This is a genomic window from Pseudarthrobacter sp. TE3704, from assembly GCF_056279405.1.
In genome coordinates, this window is sequence record NZ_JBWCCJ010000005.1 from 264309 (window position 1) to 280190 (window position 15882).

General features: G+C 66.6%; 14 protein-coding genes. 4 read left to right on the forward strand and 10 right to left on the reverse strand.

Going from position 1 to position 15882, the window contains the following annotated elements; all coding sequences use genetic code 11:
- Positions 1-3: 3 nt before the first annotated feature.
- The 6 genes from ACZ9BC_RS15525 to ACZ9BC_RS15550 form a co-directional block, all read right to left on the reverse strand.
- Positions 4-564 carry a hypothetical protein gene (locus ACZ9BC_RS15525; protein ID WP_476246717.1) on the reverse strand — a complete coding sequence of 187 codons (561 nt, stop codon included), beginning with the start codon at positions 562-564 and terminating at the stop codon, positions 4-6.
- A complete protein-coding gene (locus tag ACZ9BC_RS15530) occupies positions 561-1178 on the reverse strand; it encodes a DUF402 domain-containing protein (RefSeq protein ID WP_476246718.1) in 618 nt (205 codons plus the stop codon). Before ACZ9BC_RS15530 ends, ACZ9BC_RS15525 begins: the two co-directional genes overlap by 4 nt.
- The gene (gene dxs, locus ACZ9BC_RS15535; RefSeq protein ID WP_476246719.1) at positions 1175-3148 is read right to left on the reverse strand and encodes a 1-deoxy-D-xylulose-5-phosphate synthase; all 1974 of its coding nucleotides are present in this window, start codon (positions 3146-3148) and stop codon (positions 1175-1177) included. The genes ACZ9BC_RS15530 and dxs overlap by 4 nt, the downstream gene beginning before the upstream one ends.
- Before the next feature lie 129 nt (positions 3149-3277).
- The gene (locus ACZ9BC_RS15540) at positions 3278-6103 is read right to left on the reverse strand and encodes an aconitate hydratase (protein ID WP_476246720.1); all 2826 of its coding nucleotides are present in this window, start codon (positions 6101-6103) and stop codon (positions 3278-3280) included.
- Between the two features lie 153 nt (positions 6104-6256).
- On the reverse strand, positions 6257-7648 hold the full coding sequence (locus tag ACZ9BC_RS15545) for a class I SAM-dependent RNA methyltransferase (protein WP_476246721.1): 1392 nt from the start codon (positions 7646-7648) through the stop codon (positions 6257-6259).
- A complete protein-coding gene (locus tag ACZ9BC_RS15550) occupies positions 7645-9621 on the reverse strand; it encodes an APC family permease (RefSeq protein ID WP_476246722.1) in 1977 nt (658 codons plus the stop codon). Before ACZ9BC_RS15550 ends, ACZ9BC_RS15545 begins: the two co-directional genes overlap by 4 nt.
- Positions 9622-9740: 119 nt before the next feature.
- Between ACZ9BC_RS15550 and ACZ9BC_RS15555 the strand changes: the two genes are divergently transcribed.
- Both ACZ9BC_RS15555 and ACZ9BC_RS15560 read left to right on the forward strand, forming a co-directional pair.
- A complete protein-coding gene (locus ACZ9BC_RS15555; protein ID WP_476246723.1) occupies positions 9741-10415 on the forward strand; it encodes a potassium channel family protein in 675 nt (224 codons plus the stop codon).
- Entirely contained in the window at positions 10412-11170 is a 759-nt protein-coding gene (locus tag ACZ9BC_RS15560; RefSeq protein WP_476246724.1) for a potassium channel family protein, read from the forward strand. Before ACZ9BC_RS15555 ends, ACZ9BC_RS15560 begins: the two co-directional genes overlap by 4 nt.
- A 5-nt stretch (positions 11171-11175) precedes the next feature.
- Here the strand turns inward: ACZ9BC_RS15560 and ACZ9BC_RS15565 are convergent, their stop codons facing one another.
- The 4 genes from ACZ9BC_RS15565 to dut form a co-directional block, all read right to left on the reverse strand.
- Positions 11176-11943 (reverse strand): DUF3159 domain-containing protein, encoded by a 768-nt coding sequence (locus tag ACZ9BC_RS15565; protein ID WP_476246725.1) that lies wholly within the window; start codon positions 11941-11943, stop codon positions 11176-11178.
- The gene (locus tag ACZ9BC_RS15570) at positions 11940-12296 is read right to left on the reverse strand and encodes a single stranded DNA-binding domain-containing protein (RefSeq protein ID WP_476246726.1); all 357 of its coding nucleotides are present in this window, start codon (positions 12294-12296) and stop codon (positions 11940-11942) included. The genes ACZ9BC_RS15565 and ACZ9BC_RS15570 overlap by 4 nt, the downstream gene beginning before the upstream one ends.
- Entirely contained in the window at positions 12289-13002 is a 714-nt protein-coding gene (locus tag ACZ9BC_RS15575; RefSeq protein ID WP_476246727.1) for a DUF3710 domain-containing protein, read from the reverse strand. Before ACZ9BC_RS15575 ends, ACZ9BC_RS15570 begins: the two co-directional genes overlap by 8 nt.
- A gap of 105 nt (positions 13003-13107) precedes the next feature.
- Complete coding sequence (gene dut, locus ACZ9BC_RS15580; RefSeq protein WP_079597113.1) at positions 13108-13632, reverse strand: dUTP diphosphatase; 525 nt, start codon at positions 13630-13632, stop codon at positions 13108-13110.
- A gap of 146 nt (positions 13633-13778) precedes the next feature.
- Between dut and ACZ9BC_RS15585 the strand changes: the two genes are divergently transcribed.
- The gene (locus ACZ9BC_RS15585) at positions 13779-14267 is read left to right on the forward strand and encodes a DUF3093 domain-containing protein (protein WP_476246728.1); all 489 of its coding nucleotides are present in this window, start codon (positions 13779-13781) and stop codon (positions 14265-14267) included.
- Between the two features lie 193 nt (positions 14268-14460).
- A complete protein-coding gene (gene sepH / locus ACZ9BC_RS15590) occupies positions 14461-15828 on the forward strand; it encodes a septation protein SepH (protein ID WP_476246729.1) in 1368 nt (455 codons plus the stop codon).
- Positions 15829-15882: the final 54 nt, after the last annotated feature.

A 15882-nucleotide genomic window follows, 5' to 3' on the forward strand; every position in this document is an offset into this window, starting at 1 on the left:
TCCTTAGACGCTGAAGCCGGTGGCGGGCTTGGCGGAGTGCTTGAGTTTGAAGTTGGCCGGCTCATTGAAGGGAGCGGCCCCGATGCTGAGCTTGGTGAAGTCCAGGTCCTCGCCGCGGGCGCAGATCTTGATGGCGTTGACGGCCTTGTTCACGTCCGGGCAGAGGCAGAAGATATTCAGCTTGTAGTCGGTGAATTCGGAGCGCTCCACGGTACCGAGTCCCCGCCAGGCAAGGTGGCTGATGAGGGCGTCCTTCGCTTTTTCCTCCAGGTAGCGGTCCCGGTCCGTGCCTTCCCTGGTTTTCAGGGCGAACTGGGCCACCACCCAGAACTGTTCCCCCTCCGGGATCTCCGCGTAGCCGTCCTCGGCGCACTGCACGGCGAAAGCGTCAAGGAGGCCCTCGGCGGCGGCGGGATCGGCAACGTCCGTCTCTTCCGTTGTGCTCTGGTGTCCCACGACGCCGAAGTTCATCACGAACTGGGCGTAGTCCTCGTCGAACCAGGCCTCCCGGAAGTGGAGGGTTCCCTCGTCGTCGCGCTTGTAGACCCTGACTATTCCGCTCATCCACGTCCCTTTGTGAACCATTCGACGTCGGTGCCGTCGAAGGGTGCCTGCTGTGCCTTGACGGCCTGGTAAAGCTTTTCGGCGGAGGCCTCGAGGGACTCCGCCAGCGCTGTGGGGTAGTCCATGGCCACCCGGTGTTCAGCGAATTCGTCCTCGTCGTCGATAAAGACACCGCGGCTGGCCGTCCGGACCACGTCCAGGTCCATGTCGATGACGTGGAACTCTGTGACTTTCGGGCGGATGGTGTTCCACTCGTGCGCGACGGCCAGGTCGATGTAGATCCGCACCCCGCCGGGGTGGGCGTCATCGTAGAAGGTGGCAACCCAGTCGCCGTCGCGGGGTACCAGGAGCACGGCGTCGGACTTGGTGTAGAAGGCGGCACCGGGCCGGGAACAGAATTCGTTGGTGCCCTGGAAAATCCACCAGCCGTGCCGGTCCTCGCCCAGGTAGCGGCCCGGCACCACCCAGTGGGCTTTGCCGTTCCACTTGCGGTTGCGCGCCACCACCAGCTGCCCGGGCTCCAGGTGTTCCGGAACACGGGTCCCCGCGGGGTGGTCCTCCGCCGCCGGCTCCCGCAGGACCCCCGGATACTTCAGCTCAACTTCTCCCCTCACAGGATGGGAAGGCTGCCGGTGGTGGGGTGCTGCTGCCCCGGCAGGGGACGCGCGAACGGAACCTTTGTCCCCAGAACCTGCGCGACGACGTCGTGCGCTATCTGCTGGGCGGTCAGCCCAACGCGTTCCAGGACCTGGCTGCGGGTGCCGTGGTCCAGGAACTCAACCGGCAGGCCCACCTCGTTGAGGGCCGTGTCCACGCCCGCGGCGCGCATTTCCTGCCGGATCCTTGAGCCCACGCCGCCGGCCCGCACGCCGTCCTCGATGCAGATCACCAGCCGGTGGTGCGAGGCCAGCGCAATGATGGAACGGCGGACCGGAAGCACCCAGCGCGGGTCCACGACGGTGGTGCTGATGCCCTGCGCGCCGAGCCGGTTGGCGACGTCCAGGGCAAGCTCTGACATGGCGCCGACGCTGATGATCAGGACATCGTTTTCGGTGGACCCGGAGGGACGGCGGGCCAGGACGTCCACGCCGTCGCTGAGGCGTTCCAGCGCCTCAATTTCGGCGCCGACCGACCCCTTGGAGAAGCGGACCACGCTGGGCGCGTCGCTGATGGCAACAGCCTCCCGGAGCTCCTCGCGGAGCCGGGTGGCGTCGCGGGGCGCGGCCAGGTGGAGCCCCGGAACGATCTGGACCATGGACATGTCCCACATGCCGTGGTGGCTGGCGCCGTCGGGTCCGGTAACGCCGGCACGGTCCAGGACGATGGTGACGCCTGCCTTGTGCAGGGCAACGTCCATGAGCAGCTGGTCGAAGGCGCGGTTGAGGAACGTGGCGTAGACCGCAACGACCGGGTGCAGGCCGCCGAAGGCCATCCCGGCGGCGGCGGTGAGGGCATGCTGTTCGGCGATCCCGACGTCGATGACCCGGTCAGGGTGCCTGGCAGCGAACTTGTGCAGCCCCACGGGGATGAGCATGGCGCCGGTGATGCCTACAACGTCGTCACGCTCGTCGGCGATGGCCGCGATTTCGTTGGCGAACACGGAGGTCCAGGACTGGGCTCCCGCGGTGCCGGTGGGCTCGCCCGTTTCGGGATCAATGATGCCGACGGCGTGGAACTGGTCGGCCTCGTGGGCACGTGCGGGGGCGTAGCCGTGACCCTTCTCGGTCATGGCGTGCACAATGACGGGCCCGTTGTAGTGCTTGGCCGTGGCCAGGGCGTGCTCCATGGCCTGGAGGTTGTGGCCGTCAACCGGTCCGATGTACTTCATGCCCAGGTCCTCGAACATGCCCTGGGGAGCCCACCAGTCCTTAATGCCCTTCTTCATGGCATGCAGGCTCTTGTAGGTGAACTGGCCCGCCGGGCCGCCGTTCTGGAGCTTCTTCTTCCACCAGTCCAGCGCCACCTCGTACGCCGGGGCCGCGCGGAACGAATCGATGGTGGGGCGCAGCGAGGCGAGGTAGTCCGCGAAACCGCCAACGGTGGGCGCGTAGGACCTGCCGTTGTCGTTGACCACGATGACGACGCGGCGCCGCCTGTCGGCCGCAATGTTGTTGATGGCTTCCCAGGCCATGCCGCCGGTCAGGGCGCCATCACCGACGACGGCAACGACGTGCCGGTCGCCCTGGCCGGTCAGCTGCCGGGCACGCGAGATGCCGTCGGCCCAGGACAGTGAGGAGGAGGCGTGCGAGCTTTCCACGATGTCGTGCTCTGACTCGGCCCGGGACGGGTAACCGGAAAGGCCGCCTTCCTGGCGGAGGGTGCTGAAGTCCTGGCGGCCGGTCAGCAGCTTGTGGACGTACGACTGGTGGCCAGTGTCGAAGACGATGCTGTCACGCGGCGATTCGAAGATGCGGTGCACGGCGAGCGTAAGTTCCACCACGCCAAGGTTAGGGCCGAGGTGTCCGCCCGTCTGGGAGACGTTCGTGATCAGGAAATCCCTGATCTCCGAAGCCAGCTGCTTAAGCTGTTCTTCGGTTAACTCGTTCAGGTCCTGCGGATTCCGGATGGTGTCCAAGATTCCCAATGACCCCTCCTTCGGGTGGTAGACGTGCCGTTTAACTCTAACGCCTTGGTACAAATGCAAAGCCGAAGCCCCGGCTGGTCGGTGACCGGCCGGGGCTTCGGGATGGTGGTGCCTGCTGGGCAGTTACCGCTAGGTCGCGGAGATCTGGCGCAGCACGTACTGCAGGATGCCGCCGTTGCGGTAGTAGTCCGCTTCACCCGGGGTATCGATGCGCAGGACCGCGTCGAAGGACTTTGTGGATCCGTCTTCGGCGGTTGCGGTGACCTTGAGGGTCTTGGGCGTGGTGCCCTCGTTCAGGGCGGTGACGCCCTCAACGGAGAACGTCTCCGTGCCTGCCAGGCCGAGCGTCGCGGCGGACTCGCCGGCCGGGAACTGCAGCGGCAGGACGCCCATGCCGATGAGGTTGGAGCGGTGGATACGCTCGTAGCTCTCGGCGATGACGGCCTTGACGCCCAGCAGGGCAGTGCCCTTCGCGGCCCAGTCACGGGACGAGCCGGAACCGTATTCCTTGCCCGCCAGGACCACCAGCGGGGTGCCGGCTGCCTGGTAGTTCTGCGCAGCGTCGTACACGTAGGCCTGCGGGCCGCCTTCCTGGGTGAAGTCGCGGGTGAAGCCACCTTCGACGCCGTCCAGGATCTGGTTCTTGATGCGGATGTTCGCGAACGTTCCGCGAATCATGACCTCGTGGTTGCCACGGCGGGAGCCGTAGGAGTTGAAGTCCTTGCGCTCCACGCCGTTGGCCAGCAGGTACTGGCCGGCAGGGGTGTCGGACTTGAACGAACCGGCCGGGGAGATGTGGTCGGTGGTGACCGAATCGCCCAGCTTGAGGAGCACGCGGGCACCGGTGATGTCCTTGACCGGCTCCGGCTGCGCCTGCATGCCCTCGAAGTACGGGGGCTTCCGGACGTAGGTGGAGTTCGGGTCCCAGGCGAAGGTGTCACCGGCAGGGGTGTCGAGCGCCTTCCAGCGCGCGTCGCCGTCGAAGACGCCTTCGTAGCCCTTGGCGAACATTTCCTTGTCGATCGAGGAGTCGATGACCTGCTGGACCTCGACCGGGTTGGGCCAGATGTCCTTCAGGAAGACGTCGTTGCCGGCCTCGTCCTTGCCGAGGGCATCGGTTTCGAAGTCGAAGTCCATGGAACCGGCCAGGGCGTATGCGATGACCAGCGGCGGGGAGGCCAGGTAGTTCATCTTGACGTCCGGGTTGATGCGGCCTTCGAAGTTGCGGTTGCCCGAGAGGACAGCAGCGACGGCGAGGTCGTTGGCCTGGATTGCCTCGGAGACTTCGGCTTCCAGCGGGCCGGAGTTGCCGATGCAGGTGGCGCAGCCGTAGCCCACGATGTAGAAGCCCAGCTTCTCCAGGTAGGGGGTCAGGCCGGACTTTTCGTAGTAGTCCGTGACAACCTTCGAGCCGGGGGCGACGGAGGTCTTGACCCACGGCTTGGCGGTGAGGCCCTTTTCGACGGCGTTGCGGGCCAGCACGGCGGCGGCCAGCATGACCGACGGGTTGGACGTGTTGGTGCAGGACGTGATGGAGGCGATGGTCACCGCTCCGTGGTCCAGCTCAAACTCGCGTCCGTCGGCCATCTTGACCGGAACCGGGCTGGAGATGCGTCCGGCGCCGCCGTGCGCTGCCGAGTACTTCGGCGGTTCGCGGTCGGTGTCGGAGATGTGGGTGGAGCCCCCGGTGAAGGACGGGGCGTCCGAGGCGGGGAACGTCTCTTCGAGCGATTCGTCCAGCGTGCCGGCGTTCGCGTCGTGGGAGACGTAGTTCTTGAGGTCGTGGCGGAACTCGTCCTTGGCCTCAGTCAACTCGATGCGGTCCTGCGGGCGCTTGGGGCCGGCGATGGACGGCACAACCGTGGACAGGTCAAGTTCCAGGTACTCGGAGAACTTGATGTCGCGGGACGGATCGTGCCAGAGGCCCTGTTCCTTGGCGTAGGATTCCACGAGTGCCACGTTCTGGTCCGACCGGCCGGTGAGGCGCAGGTAGTCCAGCGTGACGTCGTCGATGGGGAACATGGCGGCGGTGGAACCGAATTCCGGGCTCATGTTGCCGATGGTGGCGCGGTTGGCGAGCGGCACTGCGGCCACGCCTTCGCCGTAGAACTCGACGAACTTGCCCACAACACCGTGCTTGCGGAGCATCTCGGTGATGGTCAGCACAACGTCGGTGGCGGTGGCGCCGGCGGGGATGCTGCCGCTGAGCTTGAAGCCGACCACGCGCGGGATGAGCATGGAGACGGGCTGGCCGAGCATGGCCGCCTCGGCTTCAATGCCGCCGACGCCCCAGCCGAGCACGCCCAGGCCGTTGACCATGGTGGTGTGCGAATCGGTACCGACGCAGGTGTCCGGGTAGGCGCGGAGGGCGCCGTCAACCTCGCGGGTCATGACGGTGCGTGCCAGGTATTCGATGTTGACCTGGTGCACGATGCCGGTTCCCGGGGGAACCACCTTGAAGTCATCGAACGCGGTCTGGCCCCAACGCAGGAACTGGTAACGCTCACCATTGCGCTGGTATTCGATCTCCATGTTGCGCTCCAGCGCGCCGGAGTTGCCGAATGCATCGATCTGGACCGAGTGGTCAATGACCATTTCGGCAGGTGCCAGCGGGTTGACCCGCTTGGGGTCTCCACCCAGTTCCTTGACGGCTTCACGCATCGTCGCCAGGTCCACCACGCAGGGGACGCCGGTGAAGTCCTGCATGATCACGCGTGCCGGCGTGAACTGGATTTCTGTATCGGGCTGGGCGTTGGGATCCCAGCCGGCCAAGGCGCGAACGTGATCGGCAGTGATGTTCGCGCCGTCCTCGGTCCTCAACAGGTTTTCAAGCAATACCTTGAGGCTGAACGGAAGGTTTTCTGCACCTTCAACGGAGTTCAACCGGAAAATTTCGTATTCGGTTCCGGCTACATTAAGTTTGCCTTTTGAACCGAAGCTGTCCACAGTGCTCATCGCAGGACTCCTCTCGCAACAGTTTCATCTTTGTCGCGCGGTTGACCGCCTGCTAGTTAGGACGCCCTAATTAGTTCCGGGCCCGAAAATTGCACACGGCCGGCCGTGATTACGGAGCGCGACGTGGGACTACTACGCCCCATAGTAGTGGCATCATCTGCCGGGAGTCAGTAGGGCAACCGTCTCCATGTGGTGGGTATGGGGGTAGAGGTCGAAGGCCCTGAGCCCCGCCAGGTCCCAGCCGGACTGCCGGAAGTAACCTACGTCACGGGCGAACGACGCCGGATCGCAGGACACGTAGGCAATGGCGCGCGGCTGCGACGCCACGAGCTGGCCCACCACTGCCTTGCCGGCGCCGGCCCTGGGCGGGTCCAGGATCAGGGCGTCGAAATTCCGCGGTTTTTGGCGGAGGATCCGCTCCACGCGGCCCTGGACGATCTCCACCTGCGGCGCTGCGTGCAGGTTCTTGCGCGCGTCGCGACTGGTTCCGGGAGCACCTTCCACGGACAGCACGGAGCCCGTCTCCCCCACTGCGTCGGCCAGCACGGCCGTGAAAAGGCCGGCACCGGCATAGAGGTCTGCCACCACGGCGCCGGCATGCAGGAATCCGCCGCTGTGCAGGAATTCTGTGACAGCCCCCACAAGTGCCCCGGGCGCGTCGCGGTGGATCTGCCAGAACCCGGCACCGGTGACCCGGTAGTCGTGCCCCGCCGCCGATTCCTGCACCCACATGCGGCCCCGGACCTGCCGGACGTCTTCCGTGGCCGGGTCGAAGGAGGCAACCGAGACGTCCTCCTGCAGTGCGGCCGCGATGGCGTTGAGCCGCTTGGCTTTTGTCCCGGGGGCCGGGGCGAGCAGCACCAGCGGCCGGGAACCGTTGCCCGGGGCAGCCACCTCCACCCGTTCGATGCCCTGCAGGTCGATGTCCCACAGCCGCAGGTTGTTGATTGCGTCGGTGGCCAGCGGCATCTCCCGCACGGGAACGATGTGCCCGGACCGGTGGGCGTGCATGCCAAGTTTGCCGCCGGGGGTGACCGAAAAGCTGGCGCGCGTCCGCCACCCCAGCCCGCTGCCGCCGTCGGACGCTTCCCCCACGGCCTCCACCGCATTGGCGTCCAGCCCCGGCGGCAGGTGCTCGACGCCGGCCAGCCGGCTGAGCTGCTCGGCCAGCACCTCGGCCTTCAGGCTCCGCTGCCGCGCGAGGGTAATGTGCCCGAATTCCGCACCGCCCACGGGCGGATGGCCGTGCCCCCACGCGCGGCGGGCATCGGCCGGGCGCCAGAAGTGCTCCACGCGGTCCGGTGAGGCGTCCAGCACTTCGACGACGTCGGCGCGCCAGAACTTGGCCTTGTCCTCCGCGTCCGTCAGCCGCACCCGGACCTTTTCGCCGGGGATGCCGTGCCGGACAAAGATGACGCGTCCCTCGTGCCGGGCAACGGTGTGGCCGCCGTGGGCAATCGGCCCAAGGTCGAGGACCGCTTCTTCGCCGGCGTGCCCGCCGGCATCCGGCGTCAGGGCTGGTGTGGTGGATGTTCTGGCAATCATTGGACGTCCTGGAGGTTCTTTGCTTCTTCGGATGATTTGAGCTGCCACGGGACACTGGCCACCATGACCCCGGGTTCGAAATGCAGCCGTGTCTTGATGCGCAGCGCGGTCTGGTTGTGCACCAGCTGCTCCCACCACTTGCCCACGACATATTCGGGGATGTACACCACGATGAGGTCGCGCGGTGAATCAAGCCGCATCTGCTTGATGTACTCCATGATGGGGTTGACCGTTTCCCGGTAGGGGCTTGCCAGCACTGTCAGCGGCACGGGGATTTCGAGCTTGTCCCAGTCGGCAACTGTCTGGGCCGTCTCCTCCGTGTCGATGTCCACGGTGATGGCGTCCAGCCGCGAGGGCCGGGACGCGCGGGCGTAGGCCAGGGCCCGCAGCACGGGCTTGCGGACGTGGGATACCAGCAGGACCGCGTGGACCCTGGTGGGCAAAGCGCGCGGCGATGAGTCCTCGTCCACTGCCAGCTCCTTGGCCACGTTGTCGTAGTGCGCCCGGATGCTCCACATGATCAGGAAAAGCACGAACATGGCAAGCAGCGCAATCCACGCGCCCTGCTCGAACTTGGTGACCAGGACGATTACCAGGACCAGCGCCGTCATGCCGAAGCCGATGCTGTTGATGGTGCGGGACTTGAGCATGCGGCGCCGGACCGCTTTGTCCTTGGCCAGTTTCAGCTCCCGGCCCCAGTGCCGGATCATGCCCAGCTGGCTGGCGGTGAAGGAGATGAAGACGCCCACGATATAGAGCTGGATGAGCTTGGTCACGTCCGCGTTGAACGCGATGACCAGCACCAGCGCGCCGGCTGCGAGGGCCAGGACTCCATTGCTGAACGCGAGACGGTCACCGCGCGTCCGCAGCTGGCGGGGAAGGTAGCCGTCCTGGGCCAGGATGGAGCCCAGGACCGGGAAGCCGTTGAAGGCGGTGTTGGCCGCAAACACGAGGATGACGCCGGTTGCTGCCACCACGATGTAGAACGGGATGGACCCCGGCCCGAAGATGGTCTGGGCAATCTGGCTGATGGCGGGGTTCTGGATGTAGCCCTCGGGCAGCGGGCTGCCGTTCAGCAGGAACTCGGTGGCGGGGTCCAGGACAATGTGGACCTTGGTGGCGTTGGCCAGGTAGATGATGCCGGCCAGCATCGTGGCGCCGATCACGCCCAGGAGCAGCAGGGTGGTGGCAGCGTTCTTGCTCTTAGGCGGACGGAAGTTGGGCACGCCGTTGCTGATTGCTTCGACGCCGGTGAGCGCGGCGGCGCCCGAGGAAAAAGCCCGGAGCAGGAGGAAGGCGCCGGCAAGGCCCACCAGCCCCTCGTCGAAGCCGGGTGCGGGCACGATGGTGAAGGCGGCCGACGGGGCCTCCCCCAGTTGGCCGGTGGCCGCCTGGAAGATTCCCACCGCGGTCATGCCGAGGATCGAGGCCATAAAGATGTACGTCGGGACGGCGAAGACGCTCCCCGCTTCCTTGACGCCGCGCAGGTTTACGAGGGCAAGGATGACGACGCCGATGGTCGCGATGACCGCCTGCTGTCCGTGCAGCGACGGGATGGCGGTGGTCACGTAGGCGGCGGCTGAGGACATGGACACGGCCACCGTGAGGACGTAGTCCACCAGCAGCGCCGACGCCACGGTGAGGCCGGCGTACTTTCCCAGGTTTTCGCCGGCGATCTCGTAGTCGCCACCGCCTGACGGGTAGGCGTGGACATTTTGCCGGTAGGAGGCCACCACCGTCAGCAGCACCACCATCACGGCCAGCCCCACCCAGGGCGAGAACGCCACCGCGCTGACACCGGCCAGCGCCAGGGTGAGGAGGATCTCGTCCGGCGCGTAGGCTACGGATGAGAGGGCGTCGGACGCGTACACCGGAAGTGCAATCTTCTTCGGAAGCAGCGTATGGGCCATGCGGTCGTTCCGGAATGGCCTGCCCACCAGCACGCGTTTGACGGCGTTCAATATTGTCAGCACTCCACAAAGCTAGTCGGATTCCCGGGTGATGTCATGACGGCTGAGGGGCGGCAGGAACCTGCCGGGCTGCCGGTAGAGTTCTAGCTGCACAACCTGGACGGAATTACAGAGGAGATACGGTGGCGCATTTCGTGATTATGGGATGTGGCCGGGTGGGGGCGACGCTGGCGCACACGCTGGAAGATGCCGGGCATTCCGTAGCCATCATCGACCAGGACGACCGTGCCTTCCGCCGGCTCCGCCAGGGGTTCACTGGCCGCAAGGTCACCGGCGTCGGCTTTGACCGCGACACCCTCAAGCAGGCAGGCGTGGATGAGGCATATGCCTTCGCCGCCGTGTCCAGTGGTGACAACTCCAACATCCTGGCCACCCGCGTGGCCCGCGAGACTTTCCACGTCCCCCACGTCGTCGCCCGGATCTACGATCCCGGACGCGCCGAAATCTATCAGCGCCTCGGCATTCCCACCGTCGCCGCGGTGCGCTGGAGCGCCGACCAGGTGCTGCGACGCATCCTTCCCGAGCAGCACCTCGCAGGGGACTTTCGTGAACCCTCCGGACGCCTGGTCCTTGCCGAACTTGACCTCGACGCCGGCTGGATCGGCCACCGGATCACCAGCATCGAGAAGGCGGCCGATGTCCGCGTGGCCTACCTCACCCGCTTCGGCGAAGGACTGCTGCCTGACGCCGGGACCGCCTACCAGGAAGGCGATACCGTACACGCCATGCTGCAGGTTGACCGCAGCTCCCAGGTCGCCCAGATCCTGGCCAAAGCCCCCGCCAAGGAGATGCAGTGAAAGTCGTTATTGTCGGCGCGGGCAGCGTCGGATCGTCCATCGCCAGGGAACTGCTGGCGCACAAGCATGAGATCCTGCTGATCGACCTTAAGCCGGAAGTGATCGGGCGCAGCGGCCTTCGGGGCGCGCACTGGCTGGTGGGCGATGCCTGCGAACTGAGCACGCTCCAAGGCGCGAAGGTGGAGGAAGCGGATGTGGTGGTGTCCGCCACCGGCGACGACAAGGTCAACCTGGTGGTTTCCCTGCTGGCCAAGACCGAGTTTGGCGTCGGCCGCACCGTGGGCCGCGTGAACAACCCCAAGAACGACTGGATGTTCAACGATTCCTGGGGCGTGGACGTTGCCGTCAACACGCCGCAGCTGATGACCGCGCTGGTGGAGGAAGCCGTGGAAATCGGCGACCTGGTCCGGCTCCTGACCCTGCAGACCGGCGTTTCCGCGCTGGTCGAATTTACCGTCCCCCATGATTCGCACGTGATTGGCCAGACCGTGGGAGAGATCCGCTGGCCGGAAGATTCCACCCTGGTGGCGATCCTCAGGGACCACGCCCCCATCACTCCCAGCCGTGACGACGTCATCGACGGGGGCGACGAGCTGTTCTTCGTTACCACCATCGCGGCGGAGGACGATCTGCGCGCCCTGCTTTCCGCCGATGCCGCGGAAACGGCCGGTGCGGCGCGTCCAGGTGCCGAAGAGCCGGCAGTTGCCGCGCCCGCGGAGCAGCAGGTGCCCGAGGACGACGGCTTCGACGGCTAAGGGGGTCAGGCTTTCGCGGCCGGCCCTTCCCCGGCCAGGTCGTCAGCCGGCGCCGGCCGGGTGACCAGCCAGGCGATCCAGACACCCAGGATGTACAGCGGCGCGCCCATCAAAAGCCGGGTGGTGGCAAGTGCGGCAAGACCGTCCTGCCCCATCAGGTACAGCGGAACCTGGACGATGAGCCGCAGTGCCAGGACAGCCACGATGATCCACGTGCCCACGCCGTAGGCCCTGAGCCGGTCCGGTTCCTTTCGCCAGTCAAGGCCCTCGTTGCGGATGAAGCCGAAGAGCAGGCCGGCCACGGGCCACCTGACGAAGACCGAGACCGCCATCGCCAGGATGTAGCCTGCGTTGGTGAAGAAGCCCAGGAGGTAGAAGTCCTCGGCCTTCCCGGTGGTGTTGGCCAGCCAGGCGGAAATTCCGACGCCGACAACACCGGCAAGTGCCTGGGTGAGGGGCCGCCGCTGGACGAGCCGGACGACGGTAAACACTGCTGCCGCGGCCAGGGCGGCAATGAGGGACGGCGAGAGTTCCTGGGTGATGGTGAAGGTCACCAGGAAGACCAGTCCCGGCAGGATGCTTTCGGCGATGCCCTGGACTCCACCGGCGCTGCGCAGGACATCGACGCGGCCGTCGTGGGTACGGTGCAGTCCGGCCTTGGCAGCGTAGTCGGCGGCGAGGCCGGCAACGGGCGAGGGCTCCTGGGGCGTCCGCGGGTCCCTTTCCTGGCCGCTGACCTCGGGCTGGGACGGGTCGGGCTGGGGCGCGGTCATTCGTTCTCCTGGTGGGAAAGTATCTCGTAGCGGGGGTTGAACATGGTGGGCATGCCCTCACTGCGGGACAGCATGCCTTCGAGCCGGAGTTCGGTTCCCGCTTCAATGCCCGGCACCCGCCTGCGTCCGAGCCACACCACGCGGAGCCTGGCACGCCGGCCCTGCACAACACCCGCCCGTTCGGGTTCGGCGTCGGAAACGATGGCACTGAAGGCGGCCGTCCGGTCAGCCGGGACGTAGGTGATGGATTCGATGCGTCCCTGGCAGAGCACCCGGCCCTTGGGCGGCAGTTGGCTGAGGGGGATGATCCGGGCGTCGCCGCGTGATGTTCCCCCTGGCACAGGATCAGCCAATTGATGTGGTTTCGGGCCCACGCTCTGGTTCCTGCAGGTTGGGGGCAGCCGGGGGCGGCGTGGTGGTTGCGTCCTTGGGCAGCCGCAGCTGGAGCAGGTCACGGGGCGGCATGGGGCTGTCGCCGCGGATCACCACCACCTGCCGGAACAGGGCCTCGAGTGGTTCTGCTGCCTCGCGTTCCAGGGCCGCTGCACCGCCCAGGACACCACGGAGGAACCAGCGGGGACCGTCGACGCCGATGAAGCGGGCCACACGGTAGCCCTGGCTGCCGTCGGGGAGGCCTGCGGGAAGCTTGGCCACGAGTTCGGTTCCGAAAGTGCCTTCAATTTCCTCCACCTGGCCGCCCTGGGCGCCCACGGATTGCCCGATCTGGCCGCGGATCTCGTCCCACAGCTCCTCCGTCTTCGGGGCGGCGAACGCCTGCAGCTGGAGGCTGGACCCGTTGAGGTCGAGGGTGACCGCGACAACGCGCTGGGTGGCTTCCTCCACCTCGAGGCGCAGCTGGAGGCCCTCGCTGGGGGTGATCAGGAGCGCGCCAAGGTCAACGTAGCCGTCGCGGCTGCTGATCTCGGATTCATCGAACGGCCCGCTGGTGCGGCGTCCGATGCCGTCCGCAACGGCCTCTGCGGCATCCGCGGCCGTCAGCGGCTCGTCCGGTTCGGCTGCCTGTTCCTTCTTGGCTTTCCTGCCGAGCCCAAAGACCATGAGGGGTGTCTCCTTAATTATGAAAGTTCCGGTCCGGCCCAAGGCGGCCCCGCCGTCGTTCTATGCTGTCCCCGGCCGGCCAGCTGCCGGGGAAATGAATCAGGCTCAGGGCAGGTTGAAGCCGCCGGTTGACCCGAAGCCTCCCGTGCCGCGCACGGAGTCGCTCAATTCGTTGACGGGGATGAACTGCGCATGCTCGACGCGCTGGATGACCATCTGCGCAATTCTATCGCCGCGCCGGAGTTCTATGGCCTGGCTCGCATCGGTGTTCAACAGCGTGACGGAAATTTCACCGCGGTAGCCTGCATCCACTGTTCCGGGGGCGTTCACGATGGTGAGGCCGTGCTTGGTGGCCAGGCCGGACCGCGGATGGATCAGGGCCACGAAGCCATGCGGAAGCGCAATGGCCACCCCAGTGGGGACAAGCCTGCGCTCCCCCGGCTGCAGGACGACGTCTTCCCTGGCACGGAGGTCGGCGCCGGCGTCGCCCGGGTGCGCGTAGGAGGGCGCTTCCAGGCCGGGGTCCAGCATCTTCAGCTGGACTTCGAGGGTGGGAGCCGGAGCGCCGGCGGCCAGGCCTGCGGGCGCGTCGCCGGAAACAGTGTCAAGTGTGGCGGGTTGGTCAGTCACAGTCACTCACTCTAACCCGCGTGCCCGTATCCGTCCTAGGGCGCTGCCCTCCATCTCCAGGACGCGCTCCGGCGGACGCGGCCAGCACACCATGTACCGCCAAGCGCCAAGATGAAATAGCCAGGCAAAGGTGGAAAGCTTGGCGCATGCCCGAATCAAGCTCCCCTGCGCCCGTTCCCCACCAGCCGTCCACGGGAGCGCCGGTGATCTACAAGGAGAAACTCTGGCCCAACGCCTGGATGTGGATCATCGCGGCCGGCGTCTCCGGGGCCGGGATCCTGGTGTTCGCCCCCATCAGTGCGGCCGCCGGCTACACCGCCGCAGCGGTGCTCTTTGCCATCATTGCCGTCCTCCTGATTCTGTCCACCCCCAGCATCATGGTGACCGAAGACGCCCTGACCGTGGGGCGGGCCACCATCGAGCGCAAGTTCGTGGGAGCCGTCCAGCAGTTCCGCGGCGAGGAAGCAACAGCGGAACGCGGGACGCGGCTCAACGGACTGGCATACCTCTGCATCCGGGGCTGGATCGATCCGGTAGTGAAGGTGGACATCACCGACCCGGCAGACCGGACCCCTTACTGGCTGGCCTCCACCAGGAATCCCGACCAACTCACCGCGGCCCTGACCCGCAGGTAGTGCCCGTCCCGGCTTCAGGCCTGGCCCTTCGCAGCCCTTGCAGCAGGACTTGCAGCCCTGTTACCTGCCCCTTCCTTCCCCGGACTTGCCCGGATCCTGCGGAAAATCGCGGCGCGCCCTGCCCCTTGAGCCAAAACAGGTGCAGCGGATGGCAGAGTTTCGGTTGATAGTAATGCCAGGGTGGAGGATTTGTATGCAGGATCTACGGCTTGTAGGCGTGCACGACGACGGGACGCACCTCCTGTTGAGCAGTGCCGGCGGCGAGATGTTCCAGCTGCCGATCGACGAAGCGCTGAGGACGGCGAGCCGGACAATGGGAAAGCGGTCGGCCGAGCGGCCTGCCATTCCCATGTCCCCGCGGGATATCCAGGCACGGATCCGTGCCGGTGCCACGGCCGCCGATGTTGCCGAACTGTCCGGCCTGCCGCTCGCAAAGGTTGAACGCTACGAGGGCCCGGTCCTGGCGGAACGGGAGTACGTGGCGCAGCAGGCACGCAAGGTGGAGGTTGCCACGCCCTCCCCCGGCCACGACGCCTACCGTTCAGCCTTCGGTGACAACCCGGCAACCCTGGCCGAGATGGTGGCCCATCGGCTGTCCGCCCATGGCATCGATCCCTCAACAGTTGAGTGGGATTCCTGGCGCCGGCAGGACGGTACCTGGACAGTTTCGGCCAGTTTTGAGCCGAAAACCGACGGCACGGCGGGCATCGGCGAGGAGCCGCCGGCACTCTGGACTTTCAGCCCTGCCCGCAGGTCCCTGCACAATGCCAACCGCTGGGCGCAGCAGCTCAGTGAACTTGAACCTCTCGACGGCCCCGTCCCCGCCCGGCGCCTCTCGGCCGTGTCAGACCGCCCCTTCGACTTCGAGACCGATGCGGACACCGCACGCACCGGCCCCGCCACCCACACCGGGCCTGCCCAGTCTCCCGGCAAGGAGTCGGACGGCCTGCTGGACATGCTCCGGTCACGCCGCGGACAGCGGCTGGGCGTGGACGAGGACTCCGACGACGCCCTCGCAATGCTGCTGACGCACGGCGTGCCGGCCGCCCATCCGCGGCCCTCGGAGGTCGTTCCGGAACCGGAAGAGCAGGACCCGGAGCCGCAGGAAAAGAACGACGACGCTCCCGCCGCCAAGGGCGATTCCTTCATCCGCCGGCGCGACACCCGCCCCTCGATGTTGTCCAGGCTCAGCCTCATTCCGCCGCACCATGATCCAACCGAAGAGGCCTTGCGGCTGCACGACGGCGTCAGTACAGAGACACGCGAAATCACCATCGTTGCGTCCCCCACTCGTCCGTCCGTGGCCACGCCATCCGCTGAGGGAGATGCCGGACCTGCACTCGGCACTGGCGCAGGAACGGGCACGTCCCCGTCTTCCGGTGCCGGACTCGACGAACTGCTGGGTGGAAATGTCCGGCGCAGGGCATCACGCCACGACGAGGGCTCTCCTGCAACAGGCCAGTTGCCCGAGACGGACGCGCCGGAACGCCAGCCGTCCCGGCCCAAGCGTTCCAGTGTGCCGTCCTGGGACGAGATCGTCTTCGGCACCCGCGGCGACTAGCACGGTCCGCTAACCGCCGAAGTTCCATCGCGCACCAGCGGCGTATCACTTACT

Coding starts and splice junctions, on each gene's coding strand:
- ACZ9BC_RS15585 (WP_476246728.1), top strand. CDS start 13,779: ATGCCCGAATCAAGCTCCCCTGCGCCCGTTCCCCACCAGCCGTCCACG.
- ACZ9BC_RS15565 (WP_476246725.1), bottom strand. CDS start 11,943: ATGACCGCGCCCCAGCCCGACCCGTCCCAGCCCGAGGTCAGCGGCCAG.
- ACZ9BC_RS15540 (WP_476246720.1), bottom strand. CDS start 6,103: ATGAGCACTGTGGACAGCTTCGGTTCAAAAGGCAAACTTAATGTAGCC.
- ACZ9BC_RS15545 (WP_476246721.1), bottom strand. CDS start 7,648: ATGATTGCCAGAACATCCACCACACCAGCCCTGACGCCGGATGCCGGC.
- sepH (WP_476246729.1), top strand. CDS start 14,461: ATGCAGGATCTACGGCTTGTAGGCGTGCACGACGACGGGACGCACCTC.
- ACZ9BC_RS15525 (WP_476246717.1), bottom strand. CDS start 564: ATGAGCGGAATAGTCAGGGTCTACAAGCGCGACGACGAGGGAACCCTC.
- ACZ9BC_RS15575 (WP_476246727.1), bottom strand. CDS start 13,002: ATGGTCTTTGGGCTCGGCAGGAAAGCCAAGAAGGAACAGGCAGCCGAA.